The sequence below is a fragment of the Mycolicibacterium alvei genome (genome assembly GCF_010727325.1).
GTDB lineage: Bacteria > Actinomycetota > Actinomycetes > Mycobacteriales > Mycobacteriaceae > Mycobacterium > Mycobacterium alvei.
The window spans coordinates 5,385,844-5,409,217 of record NZ_AP022565.1 but is presented as its reverse complement, the minus strand read 5'-3'; the positions used below and the strand labels follow the sequence as shown (position 1 = coordinate 5,409,217).

Sequence of the window (23,374 nt, the reverse complement as noted above, 5' to 3'; positions counted from 1 at the left end):
TCCACATGCATTCCGACACTGCCGCCTACTCCGTGCCCATCGCCTCCGATGGCCTTGACTTTCAAGCTTTGGCAACAGCTTTCGCCTCTGCCGGCGAGCCCGCGGCAGCACTGGGCGATCACACCGGACGCATCGTCGCTGTGATCGGGCTGCAGCGTCTGCCCCTTCGCCCGCGACGACTGTTTACCCGGCTGATGTCGGCCGCTGCGGCCGGGCTGTGGAAAGGAAAGCGTCTTGCCGCCGACAGCGGCACGAACCTCTGGCTCAGTGCCAGGCGGCCCGCAGCTTTCGGCGCCTACTCCCGCCGCAGTACGGCCGCCGGCCACGATCACCTCGACTACGACGTGGCCGTCAACCCCCGCATCTTGCGGCCCATCACCGGCGACCTCCGACGGCTGGGCCCCGGCACTCTCCTCGGGCGCATGCAGATACGCCTCCGCAAACGGACTGTCACGTTGATGTACTTCACGTTGGAGCGTTGATCCGCTGGACCGCCGTGACGTGCATGACGTGGATGCCGTCGCCGGTGTAGGTGGACCCTGGAGTAATCCGCCGCCTGCCGCGGTTGCACCGGCCGGAGGGTCCACCACCGATGGGAGCAGCAGATGTCACGCACCGTGCAGTTCGCAGAATACGGCGACCCCGATGTTTTGAAACTGGTCGAGACGCCGCCTCCGGTGCCCGGGCCGGGTCAGGTCCGCATCGCGGTGCGAGCCGCCGGCGTCAACCCCATCGACTGGAAGATCGTCGCGGGTTTCATGCGTGAGCAGATCCCGCTGGCGCTGCCCGCCGGAGCGGGGTCCGACGTGGCCGGTGTCATCGACGAAATCGGCTCGGGCGTAACGGATTGGGCGGTCGGAGACGAGGTGCTGGGAGCGTCGACGGCGCCGGCGTTCGCCGAGTACACCCTGGCCGGTGCGGCCGACCTGGTCCGCAAACCCGCCGGCATGAGCTGGGAGGTGGCGGGGTCGCTCGCCGGTGCGGGCGGCACGGCCTACGCCGTGTTGCAGGCGCTCGGTGTCGGCTCGGGCGACACGCTGCTCATCCACGCCGCCGCGGGCGGTGTCGGTAGCTTCGCAGTCCAACTGGCCGATGCCCGGGGCGCCCGCGTCGTCGGCACGGCGAGCGAACGCAACCACGGGTATCTGCGGTCGATCGGCGCGACACCGGTCACCTACGGAGACGGGCTCGTCGAACGGGTGCGTGCGGCGGCCCCGCAGGGAGTCGACGCCGTGCTCGACGCCTCCGGCCGCGGCGAGATCTTGATGTCGATCGAACTCACCGGGGACCCCGCTCGCGTTCTCTCACTGGTGGCGTTCGACGCGGCCGACACCGGGATCCGGCTTCACGTCGGCGGTGCGGGAAACCTTCTCTCCGAGGCACTCCGCGAACTGGTGTCGCTGTACGAGCAGGACCGCCTCACCGTCTCGGTCAGCCGCACGTTCCCGCTGGAGGAAGTCGTCGCCGCCCTGGACGAGAGCCGTGCCGGGCATCTCGCCGGAAAGATCGTCATCGTGCTGTAGCCGGCAGTGCTGTTGTGCGGCAATGCCGTTCCCACTCTCACTATAAGGCGCGGGTGGGGGGTTGCGGCAAGACCCCGGTCGTCGGGCACAATCGCCCGGCCAGCGAGACAGCATGGGAACGGATGGGGGTCGTATGTCGGACATGACGGAGCGCTTCGTGGTACACGAGTCGGGGGCCTACCTGCACGGCACGAAAGCGGATCTCCGCGAGGGCGATCTGCTGGTGCCGGGTTGCCCGTCGAACTATGAGGCGGGGCGCGTCTCCAACCACGTCTACGTAACAAGGGCATTGGACGCCGCGGTGCTGGCCGCCGAGCTGGCACTCGGCGAGGGGCCCGGCCGGGTCTACATGGTGGAACCGCTCGGGGCCGTCGAGGACGACCCCAATGTGACGGACAAGAAGTTTCCGGGGAACCCCACCCACTCGTACCGCAGCCGGGAACCGGTCAAGGTCGTCGGGGAGATCACCGACTGGATCGGGCATCCGCCCGAGTACCTTCAGGCGTTCCGGGAGGGGTTGGCGGAGCTGAGGCGCAAAGGGCTGGCCGTCATGTACGACTGATCAGGTGCCCAGCGACGGAATGCGTATGACCGCCGTGCCTTGGCCACCGCCGGACGTCGTCACATACCCGGTCCCGTCGGCGCTGAAGGACGGGGTGGTGACGTTGCCCAGCTGTTGATAGTCGAGGTCGAGAACCTTCTCCGCACCGGAGGGGGTCACCGCATAGACGCCGGCACCGACGGGACCGTAAGTGGTCACGTACGCGGTGCCGTCGGGTGCGAACACCAGGACCCGGGAGTCAGAGGCGCTGGTGTCGTATTCGAGCACCGGGTGGGGTAGACCGCTTGCGCGGGATACGGTTTCGCCCGCCGCATTGAATCCAAGCACCTCGAGGCTCGGGTACGAGCCACCGGGGGCGGAGTTGGTGATGAGGTAGCCGGTGCCGTCCGGCCCGAACCGGACATTGGGCCGGCTCGTGGGTGTGGTGAAGAACGAACGTCCGGGTACCAACGGGGTGTACGTGTCGTTGGACAGCGCGAGGATCTGCTGGGAACTGTACTGGCCCTGCGCATCGCGATACTGAAGCACCACGTACGCCGCGCCGTCGGGGCCGAAGAACACCTCGCTCTGGGTCGCGCCCAGTGGCAGGCCGACAGTGCGCGCGACGGTGCCGTCGGGGTTCAACACTGCCACGTGCTCGGCGCCGTCCGCGGTGTAGATGAAGTAGCCGAAGTTCTCGGCGGCGCTCGCGCCGCCGACGACGACGCCGCTCTCACCCGGCAACACCAGCGTGCCCGGCAGGATCGCGGTGCTCACATCGCCGTCACTGTCGACCACCGCGACGGTCGCGGCGTCCGAGGAAGCCGCGTTGAGCGGCGCGTAGACGGTGCCGCCCGGGGTCACCTGGAATCCCGCGATGCGGCCGTCGATCACATCAGAGGTGGCGATGGCGGTCACGGTGATCCTGGAGATGTACGTCGTCCCGGTCAGGTTGTCGGTGGATCCGTCGTAGGTGAAGGTCTCCAGATAGAGACCGTCGGCTGTCACCACCGTCTCGCCGGGCAGACCGCGGACGGCGCGCACCGTGTGTGAGTCGTCGGTGACCGTGTACACCCGGGTCGACTTGGTGCCGAAGAAGCTTCGGACGCCCGCGGTGACATAGATGTTTCCGTCCTGCGCCAGGATCGGTGCGCTCGGATCGGCGCCGTAGGGCAGCGGGATCGCCCGCGTCACCCCATTGGGGTCGATCGCGCGCAAGGTCGAGAAGCCGAACCAGGACGACACCAGGTAGGCGCTTCCGTCCGGCTCCAGCTGCACATCCGTGTCCGCTGCGAACGACCGCACGGTGTTGGCCGGGGAGATTCGGACATAGCGGTAGTCGATGGTCTCCCCGAACGGACCGAACGGGCGGGGGATCTCGGTGCGGAAGTACAGGGCGCCGTCGGAGCCGACCAGCGGCGTCGATTTCGGCGCACCGGTCACCGCGGCAATCCTGGTCACGTTGCCCTGGTTGTCCACGGCTGAGACGACCGAGCGGTTGCCACGCTCGTCCGTGGTCACCACGATCAGCGTGCCGTCGGGTCGCGCCACGGCTTCAGTGAATGTGGTGCTCGACCCGGGGATCTCGTCGGTGGTGAGGATGATCTGGCCGTCCTCGTCGAGGATGCTGACCCGGGTGACCACCCCGTTGGAGGTGACTTGGTAGCGGGTGCCGTCGACGCCGAACACCACGGGTCCGTCGGGGTTTCCCGGGATCGAACTCGACGGCGCGGCGGCCGCGACATCGTCGGCCGACCCCGCCTGACCGGTGGGCGCGGACACGGCGGGGGTGGCTGTCTCCGTGATCTGCTCGCCGAAATATCGTCGGGCAGAGGACAGTATCGTCCACAGCAGCGGAGCGGCGGCGGGAGTCTCGGGTTCTTCACTGTCGTCGGTGATCTCCTGGGGCGCGGACAACGGCGTCACCACCGTCGCAGGCGGTTCCTCCGCGGCGGCGTCGGCGGCGTCACTCGCGTTCTCGGGGACCGGCGCCGTCTGCGTCTCGACCGGCGGGGCCGGTGCGGCTGTAGCAGGTTCGTCGGTTGTCGGCGGGGTCGCCACCGTGGTGGACTCGGCGTCGTCGCCATCTCCGGATATGCGTCGAGATTCCGAATCAAGATCCTGCTCAGCAGTGTCGACTTGCGCCTCGCCGAGCGTGTCCGGCGCCGCGGCACTCGTGCCGCCGTTGGAGCGCCGCTTGCTCGTCGGCGGCTCCTCGGCATCTGTGGCCGAGGGGCTCTCGCCAGATTCGGCGACAGCATCGTTCGATGCTGCGGAGGCGGACGGTTCGTCGTCGTCCTTGGCCGCTCCGGGCGAACCGCCGGCGGGACTGTCCGACGTACCGGCCGAGCTCGCACCGTCGGGTTGTGCCCACGCCACGCCCGGCACGGCCGCCACCGCGGAGCCGATACCCAGCGCTACGGCCAATGCACCCACGCGGCCGATGTGCTTTTCCCACCCCATCGCGAACCTCCCGCTCGAGTTTCAGCAAACATAATCCTCAGCTGCGATGGGCGTGGGCAATCGGGGAAGACCCTTGCGTTTCGATCCGCAATGTCGGATTCTCCGCAGACCGACGCGAAATTGACGCAGCTGCAACAGAATAATTGCCCGCTATTGCGGTGCGACGTTTCCTCCACCCGACGCTCGGCGTCGCCGGCCACGCTGCGGAGGGCACCGTGGGCAAATGATCGGCCCACGCATCTCCGCGTCGTGACCGCGTTGACGGTCGGCACGACACCCTCCACCGGCGGTGGCGTCCCGGCTCCCTCACCGCCGCGCCGATCGCGACGGCATCACGGGCGCAGGCGACCTCCCTCTACACCGGCGCGGTGGAGAGAAGGCACGATGAGACGCATGGACGTTCTGGTCGTCGGCGGTGGGCCTGCCGGGTTGGCGTTGGCAGGGGCGTGCGGGCGGCTCGGACTGGTCACCGGGCTGCTCGACCGGGCCCCGGAGCGGCCGTGGTTGGCGACCTACGGCATGTGGAGCCGGGAACTTCCGGCCGATCTGCCGGCTTCGGTGATCGCGGCCCGAGCCGCCGGCCGGGCGATCGCGCTGACTGAACACCGGCTGGGATGGGAGTACGCCGTCCTCGACGTGCGCGCGCTTCGTGCCCACCTGGTCCACCAGTTGACCGGGGTGCAAGTCCACACCGGGCGCGCCGTCGGGTCACCGGAGCGGGGCGTGGTCGCCTTGGCCGACGGGGGCGAGCTGCGCGCGGCGGTCGTCGTCGACGCAGCAGGCCTGTGGCGCCCCCTGGACCGCACCTCGCCCGAGGGCACACCTGCGGAACAGACCGCATACGGTCTGATCGTCGACGAAGCCGTGGCCGCGCCGTTGGTCTCCCCCGACGAGGCGCTGTTCATGGACTGGCGCGCCGATCACGGCGAGCCCGGCTGGCCGACGTTCCTCTACGCGGTCCCGCTGGGCGAAGGTCAGGTGCTCCTGGAGGAGACCTCGCTGGCGCGTCGGCCCGGCCTGCCGTTGTCGACGCTGCGGCGAAGGCTTCACGCCCGGCTGACGCGCCACGGCATCGCGGTGCCGAAAGACGCACGCAGCGAAAAGGTCTCGTTTCGGGTCGACCATCCACGGCATCGCGGGCGGGGTGTGCTCGGGTTCGGTGCCGCCGCACCACTGATCCACCCTGCGACGGGTTTCAGTGTGGCGGCCTCGTTGACGCTCGCCCCGCGGGTGGCCGACGCTCTTGCGGCCCGCCTGCCGGACGGTCCGGACAAAGCGCTGGCTGCGGCCCAGGACACGGTCTGGCCGCTCGGCGCGCGTGTGGTCCACCGGCTTCGGCGGATCGGTTTGGAGGCGCTGCTGCGGATGCCTCCGGACGAGGTGCCCGGCTTCTTCGAACAGTTCTTCGCCCTGCCCGATTCCGACCGCTGGACCTACCTGACCGCGCGCGACGATCTGCGCGGCAATGTCGCCACGCATGGTCACCTCTTTCAGGTGTCGAGCGGCCGGTTGCGTCGTCGCCTCGTGCTGCCGGCCGTACTGCCCCCGCTGCGCACCAATGACGAGGAAGCTTCGCAAGGACCGCACCGCTAGTCGCAATGCCGCGCAGTTAAGCGTGTGACTGGTGTGGCAATTGTGACACGCCGTGTGGGATGCCGGTAGGACAGCGGAACTCCCGGTATCGATGGATTGTCCGTCCAAAGACACCATCTCACCAGGGAGTTCCGCTGTCTGTTCAGTCTGTCATCTGTCCTGGGCCACCGGGTCGTCAGGGCCGGTTCGCGCCGGGCCATCTGGGCGAGTTGACCCGGATCGTGTCCGCCGATCTTGTAGATGCCGCCTTGAGAACACCGGCCGCGTACAGCGCCGTGTTCGGGTGCTGCCCTCGCGGGTCGTGGTCTACCTGCTGCTGGCCGGGGCGTTGTTCGCCGAGATCGGATACCAGCAGGTCTGGGCGCGGCTGGTCGCCGGCCTGGATCCGGTCACCGTGGCCGCACCGGGTTCTTCGGCACTGTCACAAGCATTGCGACGTGTCGGAGTTGCCCCGCTGCGCGAATTGTTCACCCTGGTACGCGGCCCGGCTGTCGGCGCGACGCGCTGGCATGGGCTGTTGGTCTGCGCGATCGACGGCACCTCGATGTTCGTGCCCAACAGTGCAGCCAACGCCGCAGCGTTCGGCCGCCAAACCGGCCGCCCCGACGCCGAGTCCGGGTATCCGATGCTGCGCATGCTGACGGTCGTGGCGTGTGGCACCCGCACCGTCGTCGATGCCGTGTTCGGCGCCTACGGAGTAGGCGAAACCACCTATGCACCAACGCTGCTGCGGTGCCTGAAACCAGACATGCTGCTGTTGGCTGACCGCAACTTCGCCGTCACAGCTCTCGTGGAAAAGATCGCCTCGACCCATGCCGAGTTGCTGATCCGCTGCAAAGACGCCCGTGTGCTGCCCCGATCAAGACGCTGGCGGACCGGACGTGGCTGGCACGGATGGGCGCGGTGACCGTGCGGGTGATCGACGCCCGCATCAGCGTGCGGCTCGACGGCGGGGCGACCCGCTACGGTCACTACCGCCTGGTCACCACCCTGCTAGACGAAAAGCAATATCCCGCAGACGAACTGGTCGAGCTCTACCATCAACGGTGGGAGATTGAAACCAGCTACCTGGAATTGAAATCGACCATTCTGGCGGACGAGTGCTGCGCGCGGGTACCCCGCCGGCATCACCCAAGAGGTCTACGCACTGCTGATCACCTACCAGGCCCTGCGCACCGCCCTGGCCGATACCGCACTGGCCCGTCCCGACATCGGCCCCGACCGGCTGAGCCTCACCGTCGCCCTGAACACCGCCCGCGACCAAGTCATTCACGCCGCCGCAACGATCGCCGACGCCACCATCGACCTGATCGGCTGCATCGGAGCCGCCGCCCTCAACCAGCCGCTACCAGCGCGGCGATCACGCTCGAGTCCCCGAGTGGTCAAACGCGCCATTTCCAAGCACCGGGCTAAAGGCGCCATCGACCGCACCAACTACACAACCGCCATCACCATCGAAATCCTCGACGGTTGACAACAGGGCGCGGACCTTAACTGCGCGGCATTGGCGCTAGGGGGTGACGGGTTCGGCGAAGACGGTGGCCGTCGAACGGCCACGCAGGACCGTCGACCCGCGCACCGCCCAGTGCTCGGTCTCGTCCGCGTCGGCACGGGCCAGCGCGCTTCCCGAACACAGCACGGTCGACTCCCGATCCTTGGCGTGGTCGGCCAGCCTCGCGGCTTCGTTGACGGCATCACCGATCACGGTGTACTCGTAGCGGTTCTCGGCACCGAGGTTGCCCGCGAACACCGAGCCGCACGAGATGCCCACGCCGAATTCCACATCCGGCAGTTCGTGCAACCGTGGCACCAGCGCCCGCGCAGTGGCCAGCGCCGAGGAGGCCGGATTGTCCAACCGCAACGGTGCACCGAACACCGCCAACACGGCGTCACCCTGGAACTTGTTGATCAGACCGTGATGGCGTTCGACGGTGTCCACCACGATCTTGAAGAACCCGTTCAGCAGCTGCGCCACCTCTTGCGGCGGCCGCGAGGCGGCCAGTGCGGTCGAACCGACCAGGTCGACATAGAGGACGGCGGCCTCACGGACGTCGCCGGTGACCGCGCCACCCTGCTGTAAGGCAAGGCGGGCCACGTCGACCCCGACGTACCGGCCGAACAGGTCCCGCAACCGGTTCCGCTCGGTCAGGCCGGCCAGCATCCGGTTGAATCCGTATTGCAGCCGGCCGATCTCGGAGGACTCGTACACCTTGACCGACACACCGGACCAACCGCGTTCGACGGCTTTCATGGCCAGCACGACCTCCCCGATCGGATCGGAGACCGAACGGGCGACGAGAACCATGGACCGCAGACCGAAGACCAGCGAGATGACGGCGACCACCAATACGGCGGCCTCGACCGGCGCCGTCTTCTGCACGAACCAGCCGTTGGAGCGGGCCAACACGATCAACGCGATCCCCAGCATGGGCAACCCGCTGAACAGGGTCCAGATCGTGATGAGCCGGGCCAGTACACCGGGCATGCGGCCGATAGTGGCCGAGGAAGCGGTCAGCGACGCCGCGACGATCGGCCGCAACATCCGTTGGGTCACCAGGAATCCCATGCAGGCGGCCGCGATGCCACCGAAGAGGATCGCACCGCCCATGACGTAGGCGACGCCCCCTCCCGCATCGAGGTTCAGCAGCGTGTACACGAGCGCGCTCACCGCCCACGTCGTGAACTGGATGATGGTCTGCCGCGGTGCGATCCGGATGGCAGCGCGCTGCTGTTGTGGTGTCGGACTCTCCCCCGCGGCAAACCATTTGAACGTCGGATGGACGTTGACCCAACCGACGACGGTATCGACGATCGCGGCCGCGACCATCAGCGCGATCAGCGCAACCAGATTCGCCTGGGTGAGCAGCTGACGTGCATCGCCGACGGTATTGCGGCTCAACGCCAGCACCACGAGTGTCACCGCGGCTGCCGCGGTGGTCTGCGCGTAGATCTGTCGGGCCGCGTAGCTGATGCTGAGCCGGATCGCCCCCACGTCGAGAGCCCCAGGCCTACTTGATGTTCTGCTTCATCCCGTCGATGTCCATCAACACCGGCCAGCCGCTGACGCTGAGGGCGTTTCCGTGCCCGGTCTGGTGGATGTCGAACACCGATTGGATGGCCGCGTAGAACCCTTGTACGTCGAGGGTCTGATTCACCGCCCGCTTGGCCTGGCGGAGCGCGAACGCCGGCATCTGTGCGATCTGCGCAGCCAACTCGGCGGTCTGGGCATCGAGTTCGTCACGCGGAACCACCCGGTTGACCATGCCCGTGCGTTCGGCTTCCTCGGCGGTCAGGGCGCGGCCGGTGAACAGGATCTCCTTGGCCTTGCGGGCACCGAGTTCCCAGGTATGGCCGTGGTACTCGACACCGCCGATGCCCATCAGGGCCACCGGATCGGAGAACAGCGCGTCGTCGGCGGCCAGGATCAGATCGCACGGCCAGCAGAGCAGCAGGCCGCCGGAGATGCAGCGTCCCTGGACCGCCGCAATCGACGGCTTGGGCACGTTCCGCCACCGCAGCGTGTACTCCAGATAGCGGCGCGACTCATGCTCGATGAGAAATTCGAGCGTGATCTTGTCGGGCACCGGGCCGCCGCCGCGGAGATCATGGCCCGCGGAGAAATGCTTACCGTTGGCCCGCAGCACGATCACCTTCACCTCGCGATCGTCGGCGGCCCTGGTCCAGGCGGCATCGAGTTCGTCGAGTAGTTCAGGATTCTGCGCGTTGGCGGCTTCCGGCCGGTTCAGAGTGATCGTGGCGATCGAATCGGCGACGTCGTAGTCGATATACACGTGTTTCCTTCTGCTCACCGCTGCCACCCGACAGCCGTCTTCACGACGCGCCACCTACCGGCAAACAGCGCCCCGGCGGCGCCGAATATTTGTACGAAACCCTTCTTCCCAAAGGACTTCTATAATTCCCGCAATGAGAATACTATTCTCACAGTACGAAAGTTACAATCTCCGACACACTGGCCGCGAGGGGGTCTGACAGCACAATGGCAAGGCGTTCTCCGGTACAGTCAGTTCATGTTCTCCCCACTCGACAAGCGTCGGAACCGCCAGTGACTACCGCTGGCGAAGAACCCGCGTGGAAGCAGAGAGCTGTCGAGCGGTCGATCAAAACGGCCAAATTGCGCGCCGCCCAGCGCGTGCAACGGTTCCTTGATGCCGCCCAGGCGATCATCATCGAGAAGGGCAGCACCGACTTCACGGTCCAAGAGGTCGTGGACCGGTCCCGCCAGTCCTTGCGGAGCTTCTACCTGCAGTTCGACGGTAAACACGAACTCCTGCTCGCGCTGTTCGAAGACGCGTTGAGCCGGTCGGCCGACCAGATCCGGGCGGCCACCTCGACACAGGGTGAACCGATCGAGCGACTGAAGATCGCCATTCAGCTGCTGTTCGAATCCTCGCGGCCCGATCCGGCCGCCAAGCGGCCGCTGTTCACCGACTTCGCGCCGCGTTTGCTGGTCTCACATCCGTCGGAGGTCAAGGTCGCGCACGCGCCGCTGCTGGCCCTGCTCACCGAGCTCATGGAGGAAGCCTCCGAGGCCGGTCAACTGCGCTCGGGCATCAACCCGCGGCGGATGGCGGCGATGACCATGCAGACCGTGATGTTCGTCGCGCAATCGAGCGGCGGCAACGACGATGCGTCGATCAACCCGATCTCGGCCGACGAAGTCTGGGACTTCTGCGCCAGCGGATTCGCCGCCAGCTAGTTGAGAATTTCGTTCTCTTAGAGGTAGAACGCTCCTGACACTCAGGCGCGTGCCCGATCTCCGGACTTCCCACTCTCGCGTCGCGCCATGAGCAACCGGCACCGTCGGGATCCCCGCGATGCGCTCGATCGTCGAGCATCCGCACCTGGAACTGACCCCTGTTCATGTCTTCGGTGCCGAAAAGATCGGCGTCGAGGCCGGCGAACTGTGCGGCCTGGGAGCCACCGCGACGTCGATATCCGGATTCCGATTGCGCTCGGCCATGGACCCGTCGCAGATCACGGCCACCATGACGGACCGAGAATTCTGTTCTTCCAAACCGAGAGTGCAAACTGCCCGAAACGTATCTGTCGTTGACACGATAAGCGCCCGGTGAAAGAGTGCTGAGCAGCTGCACAGATTTTCACCGAGTATGTAGCACGTCATCAAACAGAACTGGGGCAATCAATGACTGGACGGATGGAAGGCAAGGTCGCGTTCGTCACCGGCGCGGCCCGTGGCCAGGGACGTAGCCACGCGGTACGGCTGGCGCAGGAGGGCGCCGACATCATCGCAATCGACATCTGTGGACCGATCCGGCCCGGCGTGGAGACCGCCATCCCGGCGTCGACCTCCGATGATCTGGCCGAGACCGCGAATCTCATCAAGGGGCTCAACCGTCGCGTCGTCACCGCCGAGGTAGATGTCCGCGATGCCGATGCGATCAAGGCGGCCGTGGACAGCGGTGTCGAACAGCTCGGCCGCCTCGACGTCATCGTGGCGAACGCCGGTATCGGCAACGGCGGCGACGTCCTGCACGAGACCAGCCAGCTGGACTGGGACGAGATGATCGACATCAACCTTTCGGGCGTCTGGAAGTCGGTCAAAGCCGGTGTGCCGCACCTGATCGAGGGTGGCCGCGGCGGGTCGATCATCCTGACCAGCTCGGTCGGCGGCCTCAAGGCCTACCCGCACTGCGGCAACTACGTCGCCGCCAAGCACGGCGTCGTCGGCCTGATGCGCGGCTTCGCCGTGGAGCTCGGCCAGCACAACATCCGTTGCAACACCGTGCATCCCACCCACGTGGCGACCCCGATGCTGCACAACGACGGCACCTTCAAGATGTTCCGGCCCGACCTGGAGAACCCGGGCCCCGACGACATGGCGCCGATCTGCCAGCTTTTCCACACCCTGCCCATCCCGTGGGTCGAGGCCGTGGACATCAGCAACGCCGTGCTGTTCCTGGCCTCCGACGAGGCCCGCTACATCACCGGTGTGACACTGCCGGTCGACGCGGGAAGCTGCCTCAAGTAGGTCCGGTTCCCTGGCCCGGACCAAGTGTGGCAGCGCCGGTCTGCGGGTGGCGGTACCAGCCACCCGCAGCCCGAGTGCCGCCGTCGACGTGAAGCGTCTGTCCGGTGAGGTAACCGGACAGACCGGAAGCGAGAAAGACTGCCGTTCCTGCGATTTCGTCGACGTGACCGGCCCGGCCCAGCGGGATGCCATCAGCGATACCCGACGGCGGCCCGTCCGGGGACAGCGCCATGAGCCCCTCGGTGAGGGTGAGGTCGGGGGCGATCGCGTTGACCCGGATGTCGTGCGGCGCCAACTCGAACGACGCAGTCTGGGTGTAATTGATGACGCCGGCCTTCGCCGCTGCGTACGCCGCATAGCCGGGAGCCGCACGCACTCCCTCGATCGACGTGAGATTGATGATGCTGCCAGGCAATTCGTCGGCAACCAGCCGGCGCGCAACCCGCTGCGTACACAGCAGAACGTGGCGCAGGTTGCTCCGATACAGTGCGTCCCAACCGTTCTCGCTCGTCTCCAGCAGCGGCGAGGCGAACACACCCCCGGCGTTGTTGACCAGGATGCGCACCGGCCCCAGCTCCGCGGTGGTCTGCGCCAGCGCGGCATCCACCTGTTCGGCGTCCCGCACATCGGTGACGATCCCCAGCACACCGAGCGACGCAGCGGCTTCGGCACAGCTCTCCTGGTTGCGTTCCCAGATCGCCACCGAAGCCCCGAATGCCGCCAGGCCGGCAGCGATACCCCGACCGATGCCGCTGCCACCGCCGGTGACGACGGCCACCTGTCCGGTCAGCAGAATGTCAGAAGGATTGATAGCCATGGGCATTGACGCTACTGGCTCGACCGGCGATGAGGCTAGATGCAACGTTGGGTGACCGGCGACGGCACCGGGCTTGAGTTTCCCGCTGATCCGGACACGCTCCGCGAGGCCGGGCCGGCGTTCCTGACCGAAGCCCTCCGCACTTTCGGCGTTCTCCCGAAGGACAACCGGGTCAGCGCGATCACCCGGTTGGAGGATTGTGCCGGAGGCAGCACCGGACGCAAGGCGCTGCTGGATGTCAGATATGCCCATCCGGTCGAGGGGTTGCCCACGGAACTGTTCGTCAAGTTCTCCCGCGACTTCGACAATCCCCGCCGGGACCGCGGGAAATCGCAGATGGAGCTTGAGGTGGCGTTCGGTACGCTGTCGGCCGGCACCCGTCTTCCCGTCACGGTGCCGCTCTGTCTGTTCGCCGACTACCACCAGGCCTCGTGCACAGGAATCCTTCTGAGCGAACGGATCTCCTTCGGCACCGCCGGGATCGAACCGCACTACGCCAAATGCCTGGACTATCAGATGCCCGATCCCGTCGGGCATTACCGCGCCCTGCTCACGTCGGTCGCACGGTTGGCGGGCGCACATCACGGCGGCGCGCTCCCCGACAGGGTGACCGAGCAATTCCGCTACGACGCAGCGAAAGTGACCGTCGGCAGTCGGGCATTCCACTCCCCTGCCGAGCTCGCCGCCCAAGTCCACCGGTTGACCTCATTCGCGGCCCGGTATCCGGCGTTGCTGCCGCCCGTCGTCGGGCAACCGGAGTTCACCACGCGCATGCTCGCCGACGTCGCCCGCATTGCCGCGGCCGAGGACGCGATCATGACCTGGCTGGCTGCCACCGACGACCAGGTATCGCTGTGCCACTGGAATGCCAACGTCGACAACGCCTGGTTCTGGACCGAACCCGACGGGACACCGGGCTGCGGACTGATGGACTGGGGCTGCGTCAGCGTCATGAATGTCGCGATGGCCCTGTGGGGTTCACTGTGTAGCGCCGAGACGGAGATCTGGGCCCGCCACCTCGACGCGCTGCTGACACATTTCGCCGGCGAGTTCCGGGCCGCAGGTGGACCCGCACTCGATCTGCCCACGCTACGTACTCAACTCATGTTGTATGCCGCACTGATGGGAGTGACCTGGTTGCTCGACGCACCGGCCTACCTGCACACAGCATTGCCGGATGGCCCCATCGATCGCTTCGACCCTCGGATCGCGCACAACGAGCCGGTCCGGGCTCAGCTGTTGATGTTGAGCAACGTCCTGCACCTCTGGGACACCGAGGATTTCGGGACGATGCTCGACGCGTTCGAGCGGGCCTGAGCCCGGATCAGCGGGCCGCCTTGCGACGGCCTCCCACCCCGGGCTCGGTACCGATCACGCCGTCGTCGGCCAGTGCCGCGATTTCCTCCTCGGACAGCCCCAGCTCGGCCAGGAGTGCGTGATTGTGCTCGCCCAGCAGCGGTGCAGCCTGCCGATGCAGCGACCGTGGGCCATCGGCCAGCGAAACGGGCAGGGTGCTGTGTGGTGCCGCGTTGTTCACCGGGTGCCCGACATGCTCGAAGAACCGCCGGAATCGCACCTGCTCCAGTTCCAGCTGCCGGTGCGGCTGCATGACCTTGGCCACTGGAATACCTGCGGGCCACAAGGTTTCGACGATCTCGTCTCCGCTGCGCGGTAGACACCAGGCGGCAAGTTCCCGGTCGATCAGATCGTGCTGCGCCCGGCGCCCGGCGGCGGAATCCAACTCCGGGTCCGTGGCCCAGCCCGGTTGCCCCAGCGCCGCCCGCAGTGCGGCCCACTGAGCATCGGTGCCGACCGCGATCGCCACCCAGCTGTCCGCCCGGCCGAACTCGTCGATATCGGCGCACTTGTAGATGTTCTGCGGCGCGGCGGCCGGACCCCGGTTGCCGTCACGCTGCAGCAGTGCACCGTAGGCCGAGTACTCGATGACCTGCTCGGCGGCTACGTTGAGCGCCGCATCGACCATCGCGGCCTCTACCAGCGTCCCCTGCCCGGTGCGGCGGCGATGCTCGAGCGCGAGCATCAGTCCCGACAGCGCATGCACCCCGGCATTGGGGTCACCGATCGAATACGGTTCGAACGGAGCACGATCCGGATATCCGGTGAGCCAGCTCAGCCCCGACGCATCCTCGATGATGTAGGCAAATGCCGGGTTGTCCCGCCACGGCCCGTCGAGCCCGAAGCCCGGCATGCGCACCATGATGATGTCCTCGCGCAGCTCCCGCAGGGAATCGAAGTCGAGTCCGATCTGTTCGATCACCCTCGGGGTGAAGTTCTCGACAACCACATCGCAGGTCGCGATCAGCCGACGCAGTAGGTCCCGACCCTGCTCGGTCTGAAAATCCAGGGTCAGGCTCTTCTTGTTGGTGTTGAGCGCACTGAAGATCGGCGAGCGTTCCCACCACTGCTCCACGGTGGCCGGGATGCCCGCGATCAGCCGCGTACCGTCCGGGCGTGGGGTCGATTCGAGGTGGATCACCTCAGCGCCGAGCATGCCGAGCGGATGGGTGCACGAGGGGCCGGCCCAGAATGTGGTCATATCGAGCACGCGTAATCCGCTGAACGGCAACCGATCAGTCCCGGGCCTGTCGGTGGGGATGTCGCGCGGAGTCAGCTCCGCTGCCCTGATCTGCGCGGAGTGTTCGCCGAGGCGGGGCGCGGGCGCCGCCTCGCGCAGGGTCACACCGGACAGCCGGTACGGCGCGGCAGGCTGGGTGAACCCGTACTGCGGGTTGCGGACGAATGCCTTCCGCTCCACGAAATGGTCCATGGCGGTGACGTTCTCACCGTTGCCGACCGGTGAGTTCGGGATCCGGAAGGCCGATGCGAGTTCTCGGACGTCGTCCACGTTCTGGTCGCGCAACCACCGGTACAACTCTTCGGCGTGCAGGTTGGCCTGCTCGGTGATGGTGAGCTCGGAGTTCTCGTCGATCCACTCGTCGTGACCCGACATCGCGCACAGATCCCACCACTGCTGGGCGGTTCCACATCCGAGGGCCACCAGGCCGTCGGCCGCCTCGGCCACCCCGGGCACGGTGGGCCTGCGCTCGGTGCGCCACGGCCGGCCCAGCATCTCGAAATAGGTGACCGGATAATAGGTCAGCCCCAGAATCTGCGCCTCCAGCGCCGACAGGTCCACCAGCTCGCCGTGACCGTCACGCAGTGCCCGCTCCCGGAACGCCAGGGTCATCGCCGCTGCGTAGGCACCGGTGAGCCACTCGCCCACCTGCCCGCCGATGGATACCGGCGCCCGGTCCTGCACCCCACGGCCGATCCCGATGGCGCCGCCCGACCAGGCCTGGAGGGTGAATTCGGTGGCCGCCCGGTCACTCCACGGCCCGTCCAACCCGAACGGCGTGATCGTGGTGACGATCAGATGGGGGTATCGCCGGAACAGGTCCTCCGGTGCGAGCGACTGGGCGACAGGCGATTCCGGAGACCAGATGACGGCGTCGGCCGCGGCGACCAACCGGTCCAGGAGTTCACGGTCACCGGACTCCAGGATCACACTGCGTTTCCCGCCCGCCAGGAAGGCGAACAACGCGCCATCCCGGTCCGGACCGATGTCGGCACCCGACGCCGACCACCGGCGCAATGGGTCACCTTCGGCGGCTTCGACTTTGATCACATCGGCGCCGCCGTCGGCGAGAATCTTGGTGGCGTACGCCCCGGCGATCCCGTACGACAGGTCGATGACGGTGTACCCGTCAAGTGGTGAGCTCATGTGCCTATTCGGGTTTCGCCCGGTTCTTCTTGGACAACCGGAAGTCGGGGGGGAACTTGCTGTCGTTGTCGTTGACCGCGGCCGACAGCCCCGAATCGATCGACTCGAACATGTCCAGGTCCTCATCGCTGTCGTTGGCCACCCCGTTGCCCATCGACTCGAAGAACGCGGACAGCAGGCTGCCCATGTACTCGCCCTGTTGCTGTTTGAAGATCTCGAAGAACATCTTCTGCTGAAAGACGGTGTCCACCGGCCGGTTCCGGGTACAGGCCAGCGCATATTTCTGCACCTCGGCCTCCAGCTGGTCTCGCGCCACCACCTTGTTCAGGAAGTTGCAGTCATACATCTCCGCCGCCGTGAACGGCCGGCCGGTGAAGACCATCTCCTGGAACTTGCGCAGGCCCATCATCTGGACCCACGTCCACATGCGTGGCCCCCAGCCGTGATACCGGAATGACGGATGGCCGAACAGCGCGTCGTCGGACGAGATCACCAGATCCGCATCGGCGCACTGATAGAAGTGCCAGCCGTAGCAGTAGCCCTTGGCCTCGACGATGCTGATCTTCTTGAAGTCCTGCAGGGCGCGGTTACCCGCCTGGGAGTTGGCATACCAGGAGCTGATAGTGGCGCCGTTGCGGAAGGTGCCCTTCGGTGGGTAGGTGACCTCACCGACTCCGTCGTCCTCCAGCCGCAACTCGGCCAGCCGCACCGCCGGATTGTCGTTGCCCTCCATGAACTCCGGCAGATCGGCCCCGCTGCCCAGGTTGTCCCCGACACCTCGGATGATCACCACCTTGACGTCGTTGTCGGCGTTGGCCGCCCGCAACACATCGGCGTAGCGCAACCGGGCCATCGACGTCGGCGCGTTGAGGAACTCCGGCCGGTTGAACGTGATGGTGGCGATCTTGGTCTTGGGGTCCTTCTCGTAGAGAATGATCTCTTCGGGGGTGGGACGCTCAGGCATGTGCCGCCTCACTGTCTGTTCGGGCTTGGGTGAGTACTTCGGGTCCATCGGTTCCGACAACTACGGCATCGCGGGTGAATACCGCACCGACGCCCTGTTCCCAGACATAGCCGGTCACGGCAAGGACCATGCCCGGCTCCAGGATGTCGGCCTCGGCGGTCGCCCGCAGGCTCGGGGAGACAACGGGCGGGTCGAATCCCAACCCGAGCCCATGCGCTACCGGCATCGCCGGTACCGGTTCGCCGGCCTGCTCGTACGCATCGAGCAACGCGCTGGTCGGATTACCCGGTCGGCAGGCATCAAGCAGCTTGTCCCACAGGGCATCCCGCCGTCGGTACAGCGATCGAATCGCGTCGGACGGTTCGCCCACGTAGACCGTGCGCGCGACCTCCGCGACATAACCGTCGGCGAGTACACCCGCCGACAGGGCCACCAGGTCACCCTCGCGCACCCGGCCGTCACCTCCGACACGACGCCACGGGTGGTCCTTCGAGGTGACCCATGCGGCGTCCTGGGTGGCCGGGGTGCTCACTCCCCCGGCAGCTTCGGCCTCCAAGATCACCCCGGCAAGGCGCTTCTCGGTAACTCCGGGAGCCACCTCGGCAACACCCTTGGCCAGGGCCGCTTCGGCGACCACCAAGGCGCGTCGCAGTGCCGAGATCTCCTCACCGGTCTTGACTCGGCGCGCTGCCCGCATCGCCTGCTCACCGTCGACCAGTTCCGCGTTCGGGAAGGCCATCGGCAGCAGCTTGGCGAAGGTCGGTGTCAGAGCATCGGTTCCGATGCGCCACGCCGAATCGGAGCCGTTGATGTTCTGCAGTACACCGACGAGGGTCATCGGGTTCCATGCGAAGCCGTAGAGATTTTCGCGTGGAATCTCCTCGGGGATGCCCTCGTCCCAGGTGCTGTTGAGGTGGATCTCACCCGTGTCGCGGACGAAGGTGCAGATCGGCCCAAAAGGCCTGGTACCTACCACCCACAGCTGTGGGACACCGGAGATGTACCGGACATTGGCCTGCCTGCCGAGTACGAGCGCATCGAGGTCGTGGGCCTCCATCTGTGCGATGGCCCGCTCCCGTCGACTGACGCGCAGTGCCCGGCCGTCAGCCTCGATCTCAGTTCCCACGGGACACCTCATAGGGGTCGTACGGATATGCGGTCAGCGGCATCCACCCGTCCTCGGTCACCACCACGATCTCCTCGCCGCGATAGCCACCGGTGCCGTCCTCCCACACCACGGGCTCGAACACCAGCAGCATGCCTTCCGGGAAGACGAAGTTGTCGTCCCACTCCTGGCCGAGATCCGTTCCGATCATCGGCATTTCAGCTGCGCTGGTACCGATACCGTGTCCCAGGTAGAAGTGCGGAAGCCACGGCTTCTTACCGCCGCCGGCCGCAGTCGCCGCCCGGCCCAAGTCACCGCACGTGGCACCCGCCTTGGTCACCGAGAGCACCGCGTCGACGATGCCGCTCCACGTGTCGAATTGCCTCTGTTGAGCCGCCGTCGGGTCCTGACCGACGATCCAGGTGCGCCCGTGGTCGGAACAGTAGCCGTGGTAGGCGATGGACACGTCGGTCCACAGCACATCGCCGCGCTGCAGTTCACGCTCGGTGGTCAGCAGCGGCAGTGCGAGATCGCCGGTGGTGGTCCAGGTGCCCTCTGCCTTCGATGCGGGCATGGCCTGCCAGATCGAGTCGAACATGTTGGTCGTGGCACCGAGTTCGAAGGTCCGGCGCACGAATTCGGCAGACAGGTCGATCTGCCGGATACCGGGCGCCAGGGACTTGTGGATCTCGGCGATGGCCTGTTCGGTGATCTGACAAGCCCGGCGGACGCAGGCGATCTGGTCGATCGTCTTGACGAGTTTCGCCGCGCCGATCACCGGGGCGGCATCCACCGGTGCACTGGGGAACAGGGCACTACCGGCCAGCCGCATCGCCCCGGTCAGCTCGTCGGTCGCAACCGTCGCACCGGCAGGCACCAGCGTGGCCAGGATCTTCGCGAACTCCGCTACGCCCTCGTCGAATTCGAGATAGACCGGCCCGTGCAGGTGGTCCTCGGGCAGACCTGTCTCCATGGCCGCACCCTCACGGAACGGCAGGAACAGGTGCGGGTGTTCGTCGTCGGCCAGCACGACGGCGACGGGCCGCTCGACGTGCGACAGCCCCGCGTCGGCCAGCGGCCAGGCGATGCCGGTGGCGTACATGACGTTGGAGTTGCCGAGCAGCACGAGCGCATCCACGCCCTGGTCGGACATCGCGGCGTGTAGACGCACACCGACCTCTCGACGCATCCTGGCCAGGTCAGGCTCGTCGGGAATGTCGAGCGGGGTGAAGCCGGTTCGGGCGATCTGGGTTACGCCGGCTTGAGTGGCAGTGCTCATACCAATCCCAGGAACCTCTGGATGTTGGTCGACACGATCTTGACGGCGTTCTCGGGCCCGACCGCCTCGACGACGGTGGCCAACGACTTCTCCGAATAGCCGAAGGTGGATTCGTTGTGCGGGTAGTCACTCGACCACATCACGTTGTCGACACCGATCTCGTCGATCAATCGCAGCCCCAGTGGATCGACCATGAACGACGCGCTCATGTGGTGGTCCCAGTAGTGCCGGACCGAGTGCTGCAGTTCATGGTTGAACATGTGCCGGTACGAGGCGAGCATGTGCTCGGCATCCTGCAAAGCCGTGGGCACCCAGGCGATTCCACCTTCGAACCAGCCGACCTTCAGGCTCGGATGCCGATCCAGGATGCCGGAGAAGACGTACTTGGCGAACTGTTCGCGGAACGAGTCGACGTTGACCATCATGCCGACGACGACGCTGTTGTTCTGGCACGGAGTCTTGGGCGGCGTCTCGCCGATGTGGTGGCTGACAGGTAGACCGGCGGCCTCGATCTCGTCCCAGACCGCGTCCATCTCGGTGCTGCCGTAGTCGTAGATGTTGCCCTCGTCGTCCTTGCCCGGATTCAGCGGGAGCAGGAACGTCTTGAGGCCCAGCGACTTCAGCTGTTCCAGGGTGCTACGGCAGCCCTTCGGGTCCCACCAGTTGATCAACCCGACGCCGTAGAAATGGCCGTTGCTGTTCGCCTGCAGTTCCGCCATCACCTCGTTGTAGATGCGAAACACCCGCTCACGGATCCCCTTGTCGGGGTAGTGGAACAGGGCGAGCACGGCGTTGGGGAAGGCGAGCTCCTTGTCGATGCCGTCCTCTTTGAGCTCGCGGATACGGGCGGCGATGTTATTCGTGGCCGCACCGGCGAGGTCGTCGTACTGCATCAGCACGCGCCCGAAATCGCCTCCGGTCCAGGCCTTGCCCTTCATCCCGACCATGTAGGCGCCGTCCTCGTACCAGATGCGCGGCGCGGCACCCTTGAGGTCGTCGGGGAAACGATCGTAGAAGATGTCGTCGGCAACCGAGATGTGGTTGTCGGCCGAGAAGATCGTGGTGCCCTCGGGGAGTCCGGTGAGGCCGCCCTCCGTCGCGTGGCCACGGCGATTCTTCGGTGCACCAAAGCCTTCCGGCGGATAGAGAGTCGTCGAAGCAGTCATCTGTGGTACTCCAATCAGGGCTGTCGGTTACCAGGTCACGGGAAGTTCGTAGACGCCGTAGGCGAGGCGGTCGTGTTTGAACGGCACCTCGTCCAACGGGATGGCCAGCTTCATCGTCGGGATGCGGCGCAGCAGGGTGTGGAACACGATCTGCAGTTCGGCGCGGGCCAGCTGCTGCCCGACACACTGGTGACGGCCGTAGCCGAAACCCAACTGCTGTCCGGCATCTCGGCTGAGGTCCAGCTTGTCGGGCTCCGGGTAGGCCTTGGCGTCCCAGTTGGCCGGAGCCAGATCGATGATCACACCCTCGCCGGCCTTGATGGTCTCGCCGCTGATCTCGATGTCCTCGACGGCGATACGGCGCTGGCCGTTCTGGATGATCGACAGGTAGCGCATCAGCTCTTCGCACGCATTGGCGATGACCTTCGGATCGTCGGCGTTGCGCAGGAAGTCCGCCTGCTCCGGATTCTCCAGCAGCGCCAGGATGCCGATGCCGATCACGTTGGCCGTCGTCTCATGCCCGGCGATCAGCAGACCGGTACCGAGCTGTGCAGCCTCCTTGACACTGATCTCGCCGGCGGTCACGCGCTCGGCCAGATCGGACACCGCGTCCTCGGCGGGATCGGCCTGCTTCTTCTCGATCAGGTCGATCAGGTACTGGTGCAGGCTCATCGCGCCCTTCTGCATGGCGTCCGCTGCGGCGTAGCGGGCCAGGCCGGCGGTGGCGTGCTCCTGGAAGAACTCGTGGTCCTCGTAAGGCACGCCGAGCATTTCGCTGATCACCACCGTGGGCACCGGCAGTGCGAGCTCGGCGACCATGTCGGCCGGCTTCGGGCCGGCCAGGATCTTGTCGATGCATTCGTCGGTGACCTTCTGGATGGCCGGCCGCAGACCCTCGACACGCTTGAACGTGAAGGGCTTGGACAGCATGCGGCGGAACCGGGTGTGCTCCTCGGCGTCGGACGTGAAGACCGACCGCGGCCGCTTGTCGACGGTGGAGAGCATGTGCTCGTTCCAGTGCGGGAAGCCCGACTTACGGTCGTCCACGCTGATCCGCGCGTCGGCGAACAGAGTGCGCGCCTCTTCGTGCCCGGTGATCAGCCACGGCGTGCTGCCGTCCCAGATCTTCACCCGGGACAGGCCTTTGGCATTACCCAGCATCTGTGGCGGAGGCGCGAACGGGCACCGCGCGTCCCGTTCCATCGGGTAGTCGGGGATGTCGGTGGTGGTCACGGAGTCGGCAAGGGTTTCAGACACGTCATTCCTCGATAGTGATGGCTAGGGCTGGGCAGGCTGCTGCGGCGCGACGGGCGCCGTCGATCTGGTCCGGTCCGGGTTCGGGTTCGAGCAGGACGACGACACCGTCTTCGTCGCGCTGGTCGAACACCTCGCTCGCGTTGAGCACGCATTGCCCCGACGAGACACACTTGTCCTGGTCGACAGTGACTTTCATATGAGATCGCTTTCTTGGGTAACCGGCGCCAGCCACAGGCCGACGATCGCATCGATCAGCCCCGAGGCCGCGCCCTGCCAGGATGCCCGGGGCACGTTGCCGCCCCTGTCCATCGCCCGTTCGCGATCAGCGGCGCTGTGCATCAACAGGTTGCGCGCCATGATGTTGCGTTCGGCGCGAACCTCGTCGGGCAGCTCGGGCAGGCAGTTCTTCATCCCCTCGATGACGCGCACCAGCGACTCCGAACTCAGGGCATCGCGGACCACGATGTCGTGGTAGGCCGGATCGGCCATCACCTGGGCTGCGAACCGCGCGTACCAGGTCGGGTTCCCCAGCGCCGCAAGGTGATCGGTCAGCGGCTGCACCAGGCAGGAAACCCAGTCGCGCAATTCGGCCGAATCGCCGGTGTCGGCCACCATCTGCTCGCGCAGGCACTCGATCGGGCCGCGGTGCTTGTGCTCGATCGCGCGGACCAGGTCGGTCTTGGTGCCGAAGTGGTAGCCGACGGCGGCATTGTTGCCCTGTCCGGCCGCCTCGCTCACCTGACGGTTGGACACCGCGAAGACGCCGTGCTCGGCGTAGAGCCGCTCGGCCGCCTTGAGGATCGCCTCCTGGGTACTGCTGGCCCGATCGGCGCGAGCGGTCCGGCTGGCTGCTGTCACCGTTACAGTCAACGCCTCTCCTGTAATTAAGTCAAGCAGTTGATTTAAACTGTTCC

Annotated in this window: 22 protein-coding genes; 10 read left to right on the top strand and 12 right to left on the bottom strand. The window is 66.4% G+C overall.

Annotated elements, in window-relative coordinates:
* Positions 1-5 precede the first annotated feature (5 nt).
* The 3 genes from G6N44_RS25880 (at position 6) to arr (ending at position 2,085) form a co-directional block, all read left to right on the top strand.
* Positions 6-482 (top strand): hypothetical protein, encoded by a 477-nt coding sequence (locus G6N44_RS25880; protein ID WP_163668978.1) that lies wholly within the window; start codon positions 6-8, stop codon positions 480-482.
* A 123-nt stretch (positions 483-605) separates the two neighbouring features.
* Positions 606-1,523 (top strand): NADP-dependent oxidoreductase, encoded by a 918-nt coding sequence (locus G6N44_RS25875; protein WP_163668976.1) that lies wholly within the window; start codon positions 606-608, stop codon positions 1,521-1,523.
* 142 nt (positions 1,524-1,665) lie between these two features.
* Positions 1,666-2,085 carry an NAD(+)--rifampin ADP-ribosyltransferase gene (gene arr / locus G6N44_RS25870; protein WP_372508149.1) on the top strand — a complete coding sequence of 140 codons (420 nt, stop codon included), beginning with the start codon at positions 1,666-1,668 and terminating at the stop codon, positions 2,083-2,085.
* Here arr and G6N44_RS25865 read toward each other — a convergent pair whose 3' ends face one another.
* Positions 2,086-4,527 (bottom strand): SMP-30/gluconolactonase/LRE family protein, encoded by a 2,442-nt coding sequence (locus G6N44_RS25865; protein ID WP_163668972.1) that lies wholly within the window; start codon positions 4,525-4,527, stop codon positions 2,086-2,088.
* 393 nt (positions 4,528-4,920) lie between these two features.
* Here G6N44_RS25865 and G6N44_RS25860 point away from each other — a divergent pair, with 393 nt between their 5' ends.
* The 3 genes from G6N44_RS25860 (at position 4,921) to G6N44_RS29930 (ending at position 7,533) form a co-directional block, all read left to right on the top strand.
* Positions 4,921-6,120 (top strand): lycopene cyclase family protein, encoded by a 1,200-nt coding sequence (locus tag G6N44_RS25860; RefSeq protein ID WP_235682878.1) that lies wholly within the window; start codon positions 4,921-4,923, stop codon positions 6,118-6,120.
* Positions 6,121-6,403: 283 nt separating this feature from the next.
* Positions 6,404-7,027, top strand: a complete 624-nt coding sequence (locus tag G6N44_RS29260; protein ID WP_197907474.1) for a transposase domain-containing protein — start codon at positions 6,404-6,406, stop codon at positions 7,025-7,027.
* Positions 7,015-7,533 (top strand): transposase, encoded by a 519-nt coding sequence (locus G6N44_RS29930; protein ID WP_407666112.1) that lies wholly within the window; start codon positions 7,015-7,017, stop codon positions 7,531-7,533. Before G6N44_RS29260 ends, G6N44_RS29930 begins: the two co-directional genes overlap by 13 nt.
* Before the next feature lie 97 nt (positions 7,534-7,630).
* Here the strand turns inward: G6N44_RS29930 and G6N44_RS25850 are convergent, their stop codons facing one another.
* Positions 7,631-9,112: an adenylate/guanylate cyclase domain-containing protein gene (locus tag G6N44_RS25850; RefSeq protein ID WP_163668969.1), complete on the bottom strand. Its 1,482-nt coding sequence runs from the start codon at positions 9,110-9,112 to the stop codon at positions 7,631-7,633.
* Positions 9,113-9,128: 16 nt separating this feature from the next.
* Positions 9,129-9,911 carry an enoyl-CoA hydratase gene (locus G6N44_RS25845; protein WP_163670349.1) on the bottom strand — a complete coding sequence of 261 codons (783 nt, stop codon included), beginning with the start codon at positions 9,909-9,911 and terminating at the stop codon, positions 9,129-9,131.
* Between the two features lie 206 nt (positions 9,912-10,117).
* On the opposite strand from G6N44_RS25845, the gene G6N44_RS25840 reads away from it, so the two are divergent.
* From G6N44_RS25840 to G6N44_RS25830, 3 genes are all read left to right on the top strand, one after another.
* Positions 10,118-10,837, top strand: a complete 720-nt coding sequence (locus tag G6N44_RS25840) for a TetR/AcrR family transcriptional regulator (RefSeq protein ID WP_163668966.1) — start codon at positions 10,118-10,120, stop codon at positions 10,835-10,837.
* A 118-nt stretch (positions 10,838-10,955) separates the two neighbouring features.
* Positions 10,956-11,213 (top strand): hypothetical protein, encoded by a 258-nt coding sequence (locus G6N44_RS25835; RefSeq protein ID WP_163668964.1) that lies wholly within the window; start codon positions 10,956-10,958, stop codon positions 11,211-11,213.
* Between the two features lie 71 nt (positions 11,214-11,284).
* Positions 11,285-12,130 (top strand): mycofactocin-coupled SDR family oxidoreductase, encoded by an 846-nt coding sequence (locus G6N44_RS25830; RefSeq protein WP_163668962.1) that lies wholly within the window; start codon positions 11,285-11,287, stop codon positions 12,128-12,130.
* Here G6N44_RS25830 and G6N44_RS25825 read toward each other — a convergent pair.
* Complete coding sequence (locus G6N44_RS25825) at positions 12,123-12,947, bottom strand: SDR family NAD(P)-dependent oxidoreductase (RefSeq protein WP_163668959.1); 825 nt, start codon at positions 12,945-12,947, stop codon at positions 12,123-12,125. The two genes, G6N44_RS25830 and G6N44_RS25825, sit on opposite strands and share 8 nt — an antisense overlap.
* 39 nt (positions 12,948-12,986) lie before the next feature.
* On the opposite strand from G6N44_RS25825, the gene G6N44_RS25820 reads away from it, so the two are divergent.
* Positions 12,987-14,264 carry a phosphotransferase gene (locus G6N44_RS25820; protein ID WP_163668957.1) on the top strand — a complete coding sequence of 426 codons (1,278 nt, stop codon included), beginning with the start codon at positions 12,987-12,989 and terminating at the stop codon, positions 14,262-14,264.
* Between the two features lie 7 nt (positions 14,265-14,271).
* Here G6N44_RS25820 and G6N44_RS25815 read toward each other — a convergent pair whose 3' ends face one another.
* Genes G6N44_RS25815 through G6N44_RS25780 form a run of 8 tightly spaced genes read right to left on the bottom strand, consistent with a single transcriptional unit; the run spans position 14,272 to position 23,318 of the window.
* Positions 14,272-16,689 carry a CaiB/BaiF CoA transferase family protein gene (locus G6N44_RS25815; protein ID WP_163668955.1) on the bottom strand — a complete coding sequence of 806 codons (2,418 nt, stop codon included), beginning with the start codon at positions 16,687-16,689 and terminating at the stop codon, positions 14,272-14,274.
* A gap of 4 nt (positions 16,690-16,693) precedes the next feature.
* A complete protein-coding gene (locus G6N44_RS25810) occupies positions 16,694-17,653 on the bottom strand; it encodes an enoyl-CoA hydratase/isomerase family protein (RefSeq protein ID WP_163668952.1) in 960 nt (319 codons plus the stop codon).
* Positions 17,646-18,779, bottom strand: a complete 1,134-nt coding sequence (locus G6N44_RS25805) for a M24 family metallopeptidase (RefSeq protein ID WP_163668950.1) — start codon at positions 18,777-18,779, stop codon at positions 17,646-17,648. The genes G6N44_RS25810 and G6N44_RS25805 overlap by 8 nt, the downstream gene beginning before the upstream one ends.
* Complete coding sequence (locus G6N44_RS25800) at positions 18,769-20,037, bottom strand: M24 family metallopeptidase (RefSeq protein ID WP_163668948.1); 1,269 nt, start codon at positions 20,035-20,037, stop codon at positions 18,769-18,771. Before G6N44_RS25800 ends, G6N44_RS25805 begins: the two co-directional genes overlap by 11 nt.
* Positions 20,034-21,203 (bottom strand): amidohydrolase family protein, encoded by a 1,170-nt coding sequence (locus G6N44_RS25795; protein ID WP_163668946.1) that lies wholly within the window; start codon positions 21,201-21,203, stop codon positions 20,034-20,036. Before G6N44_RS25795 ends, G6N44_RS25800 begins: the two co-directional genes overlap by 4 nt.
* Positions 21,204-21,230: 27 nt before the next feature.
* Positions 21,231-22,460, bottom strand: coding sequence for a cytochrome P450 (locus G6N44_RS25790; RefSeq protein WP_163668944.1), 1,230 nt, complete (start codon positions 22,458-22,460; stop codon positions 21,231-21,233).
* A 1-nt stretch (position 22,461) separates the two neighbouring features.
* Complete coding sequence (locus G6N44_RS25785) at positions 22,462-22,656, bottom strand: ferredoxin (protein WP_163668942.1); 195 nt, start codon at positions 22,654-22,656, stop codon at positions 22,462-22,464.
* A complete protein-coding gene (locus tag G6N44_RS25780; RefSeq protein WP_235682877.1) occupies positions 22,653-23,318 on the bottom strand; it encodes a TetR/AcrR family transcriptional regulator in 666 nt (221 codons plus the stop codon). Before G6N44_RS25780 ends, G6N44_RS25785 begins: the two co-directional genes overlap by 4 nt.
* Between the last annotated feature and the right edge of the window lie 56 nt (positions 23,319-23,374).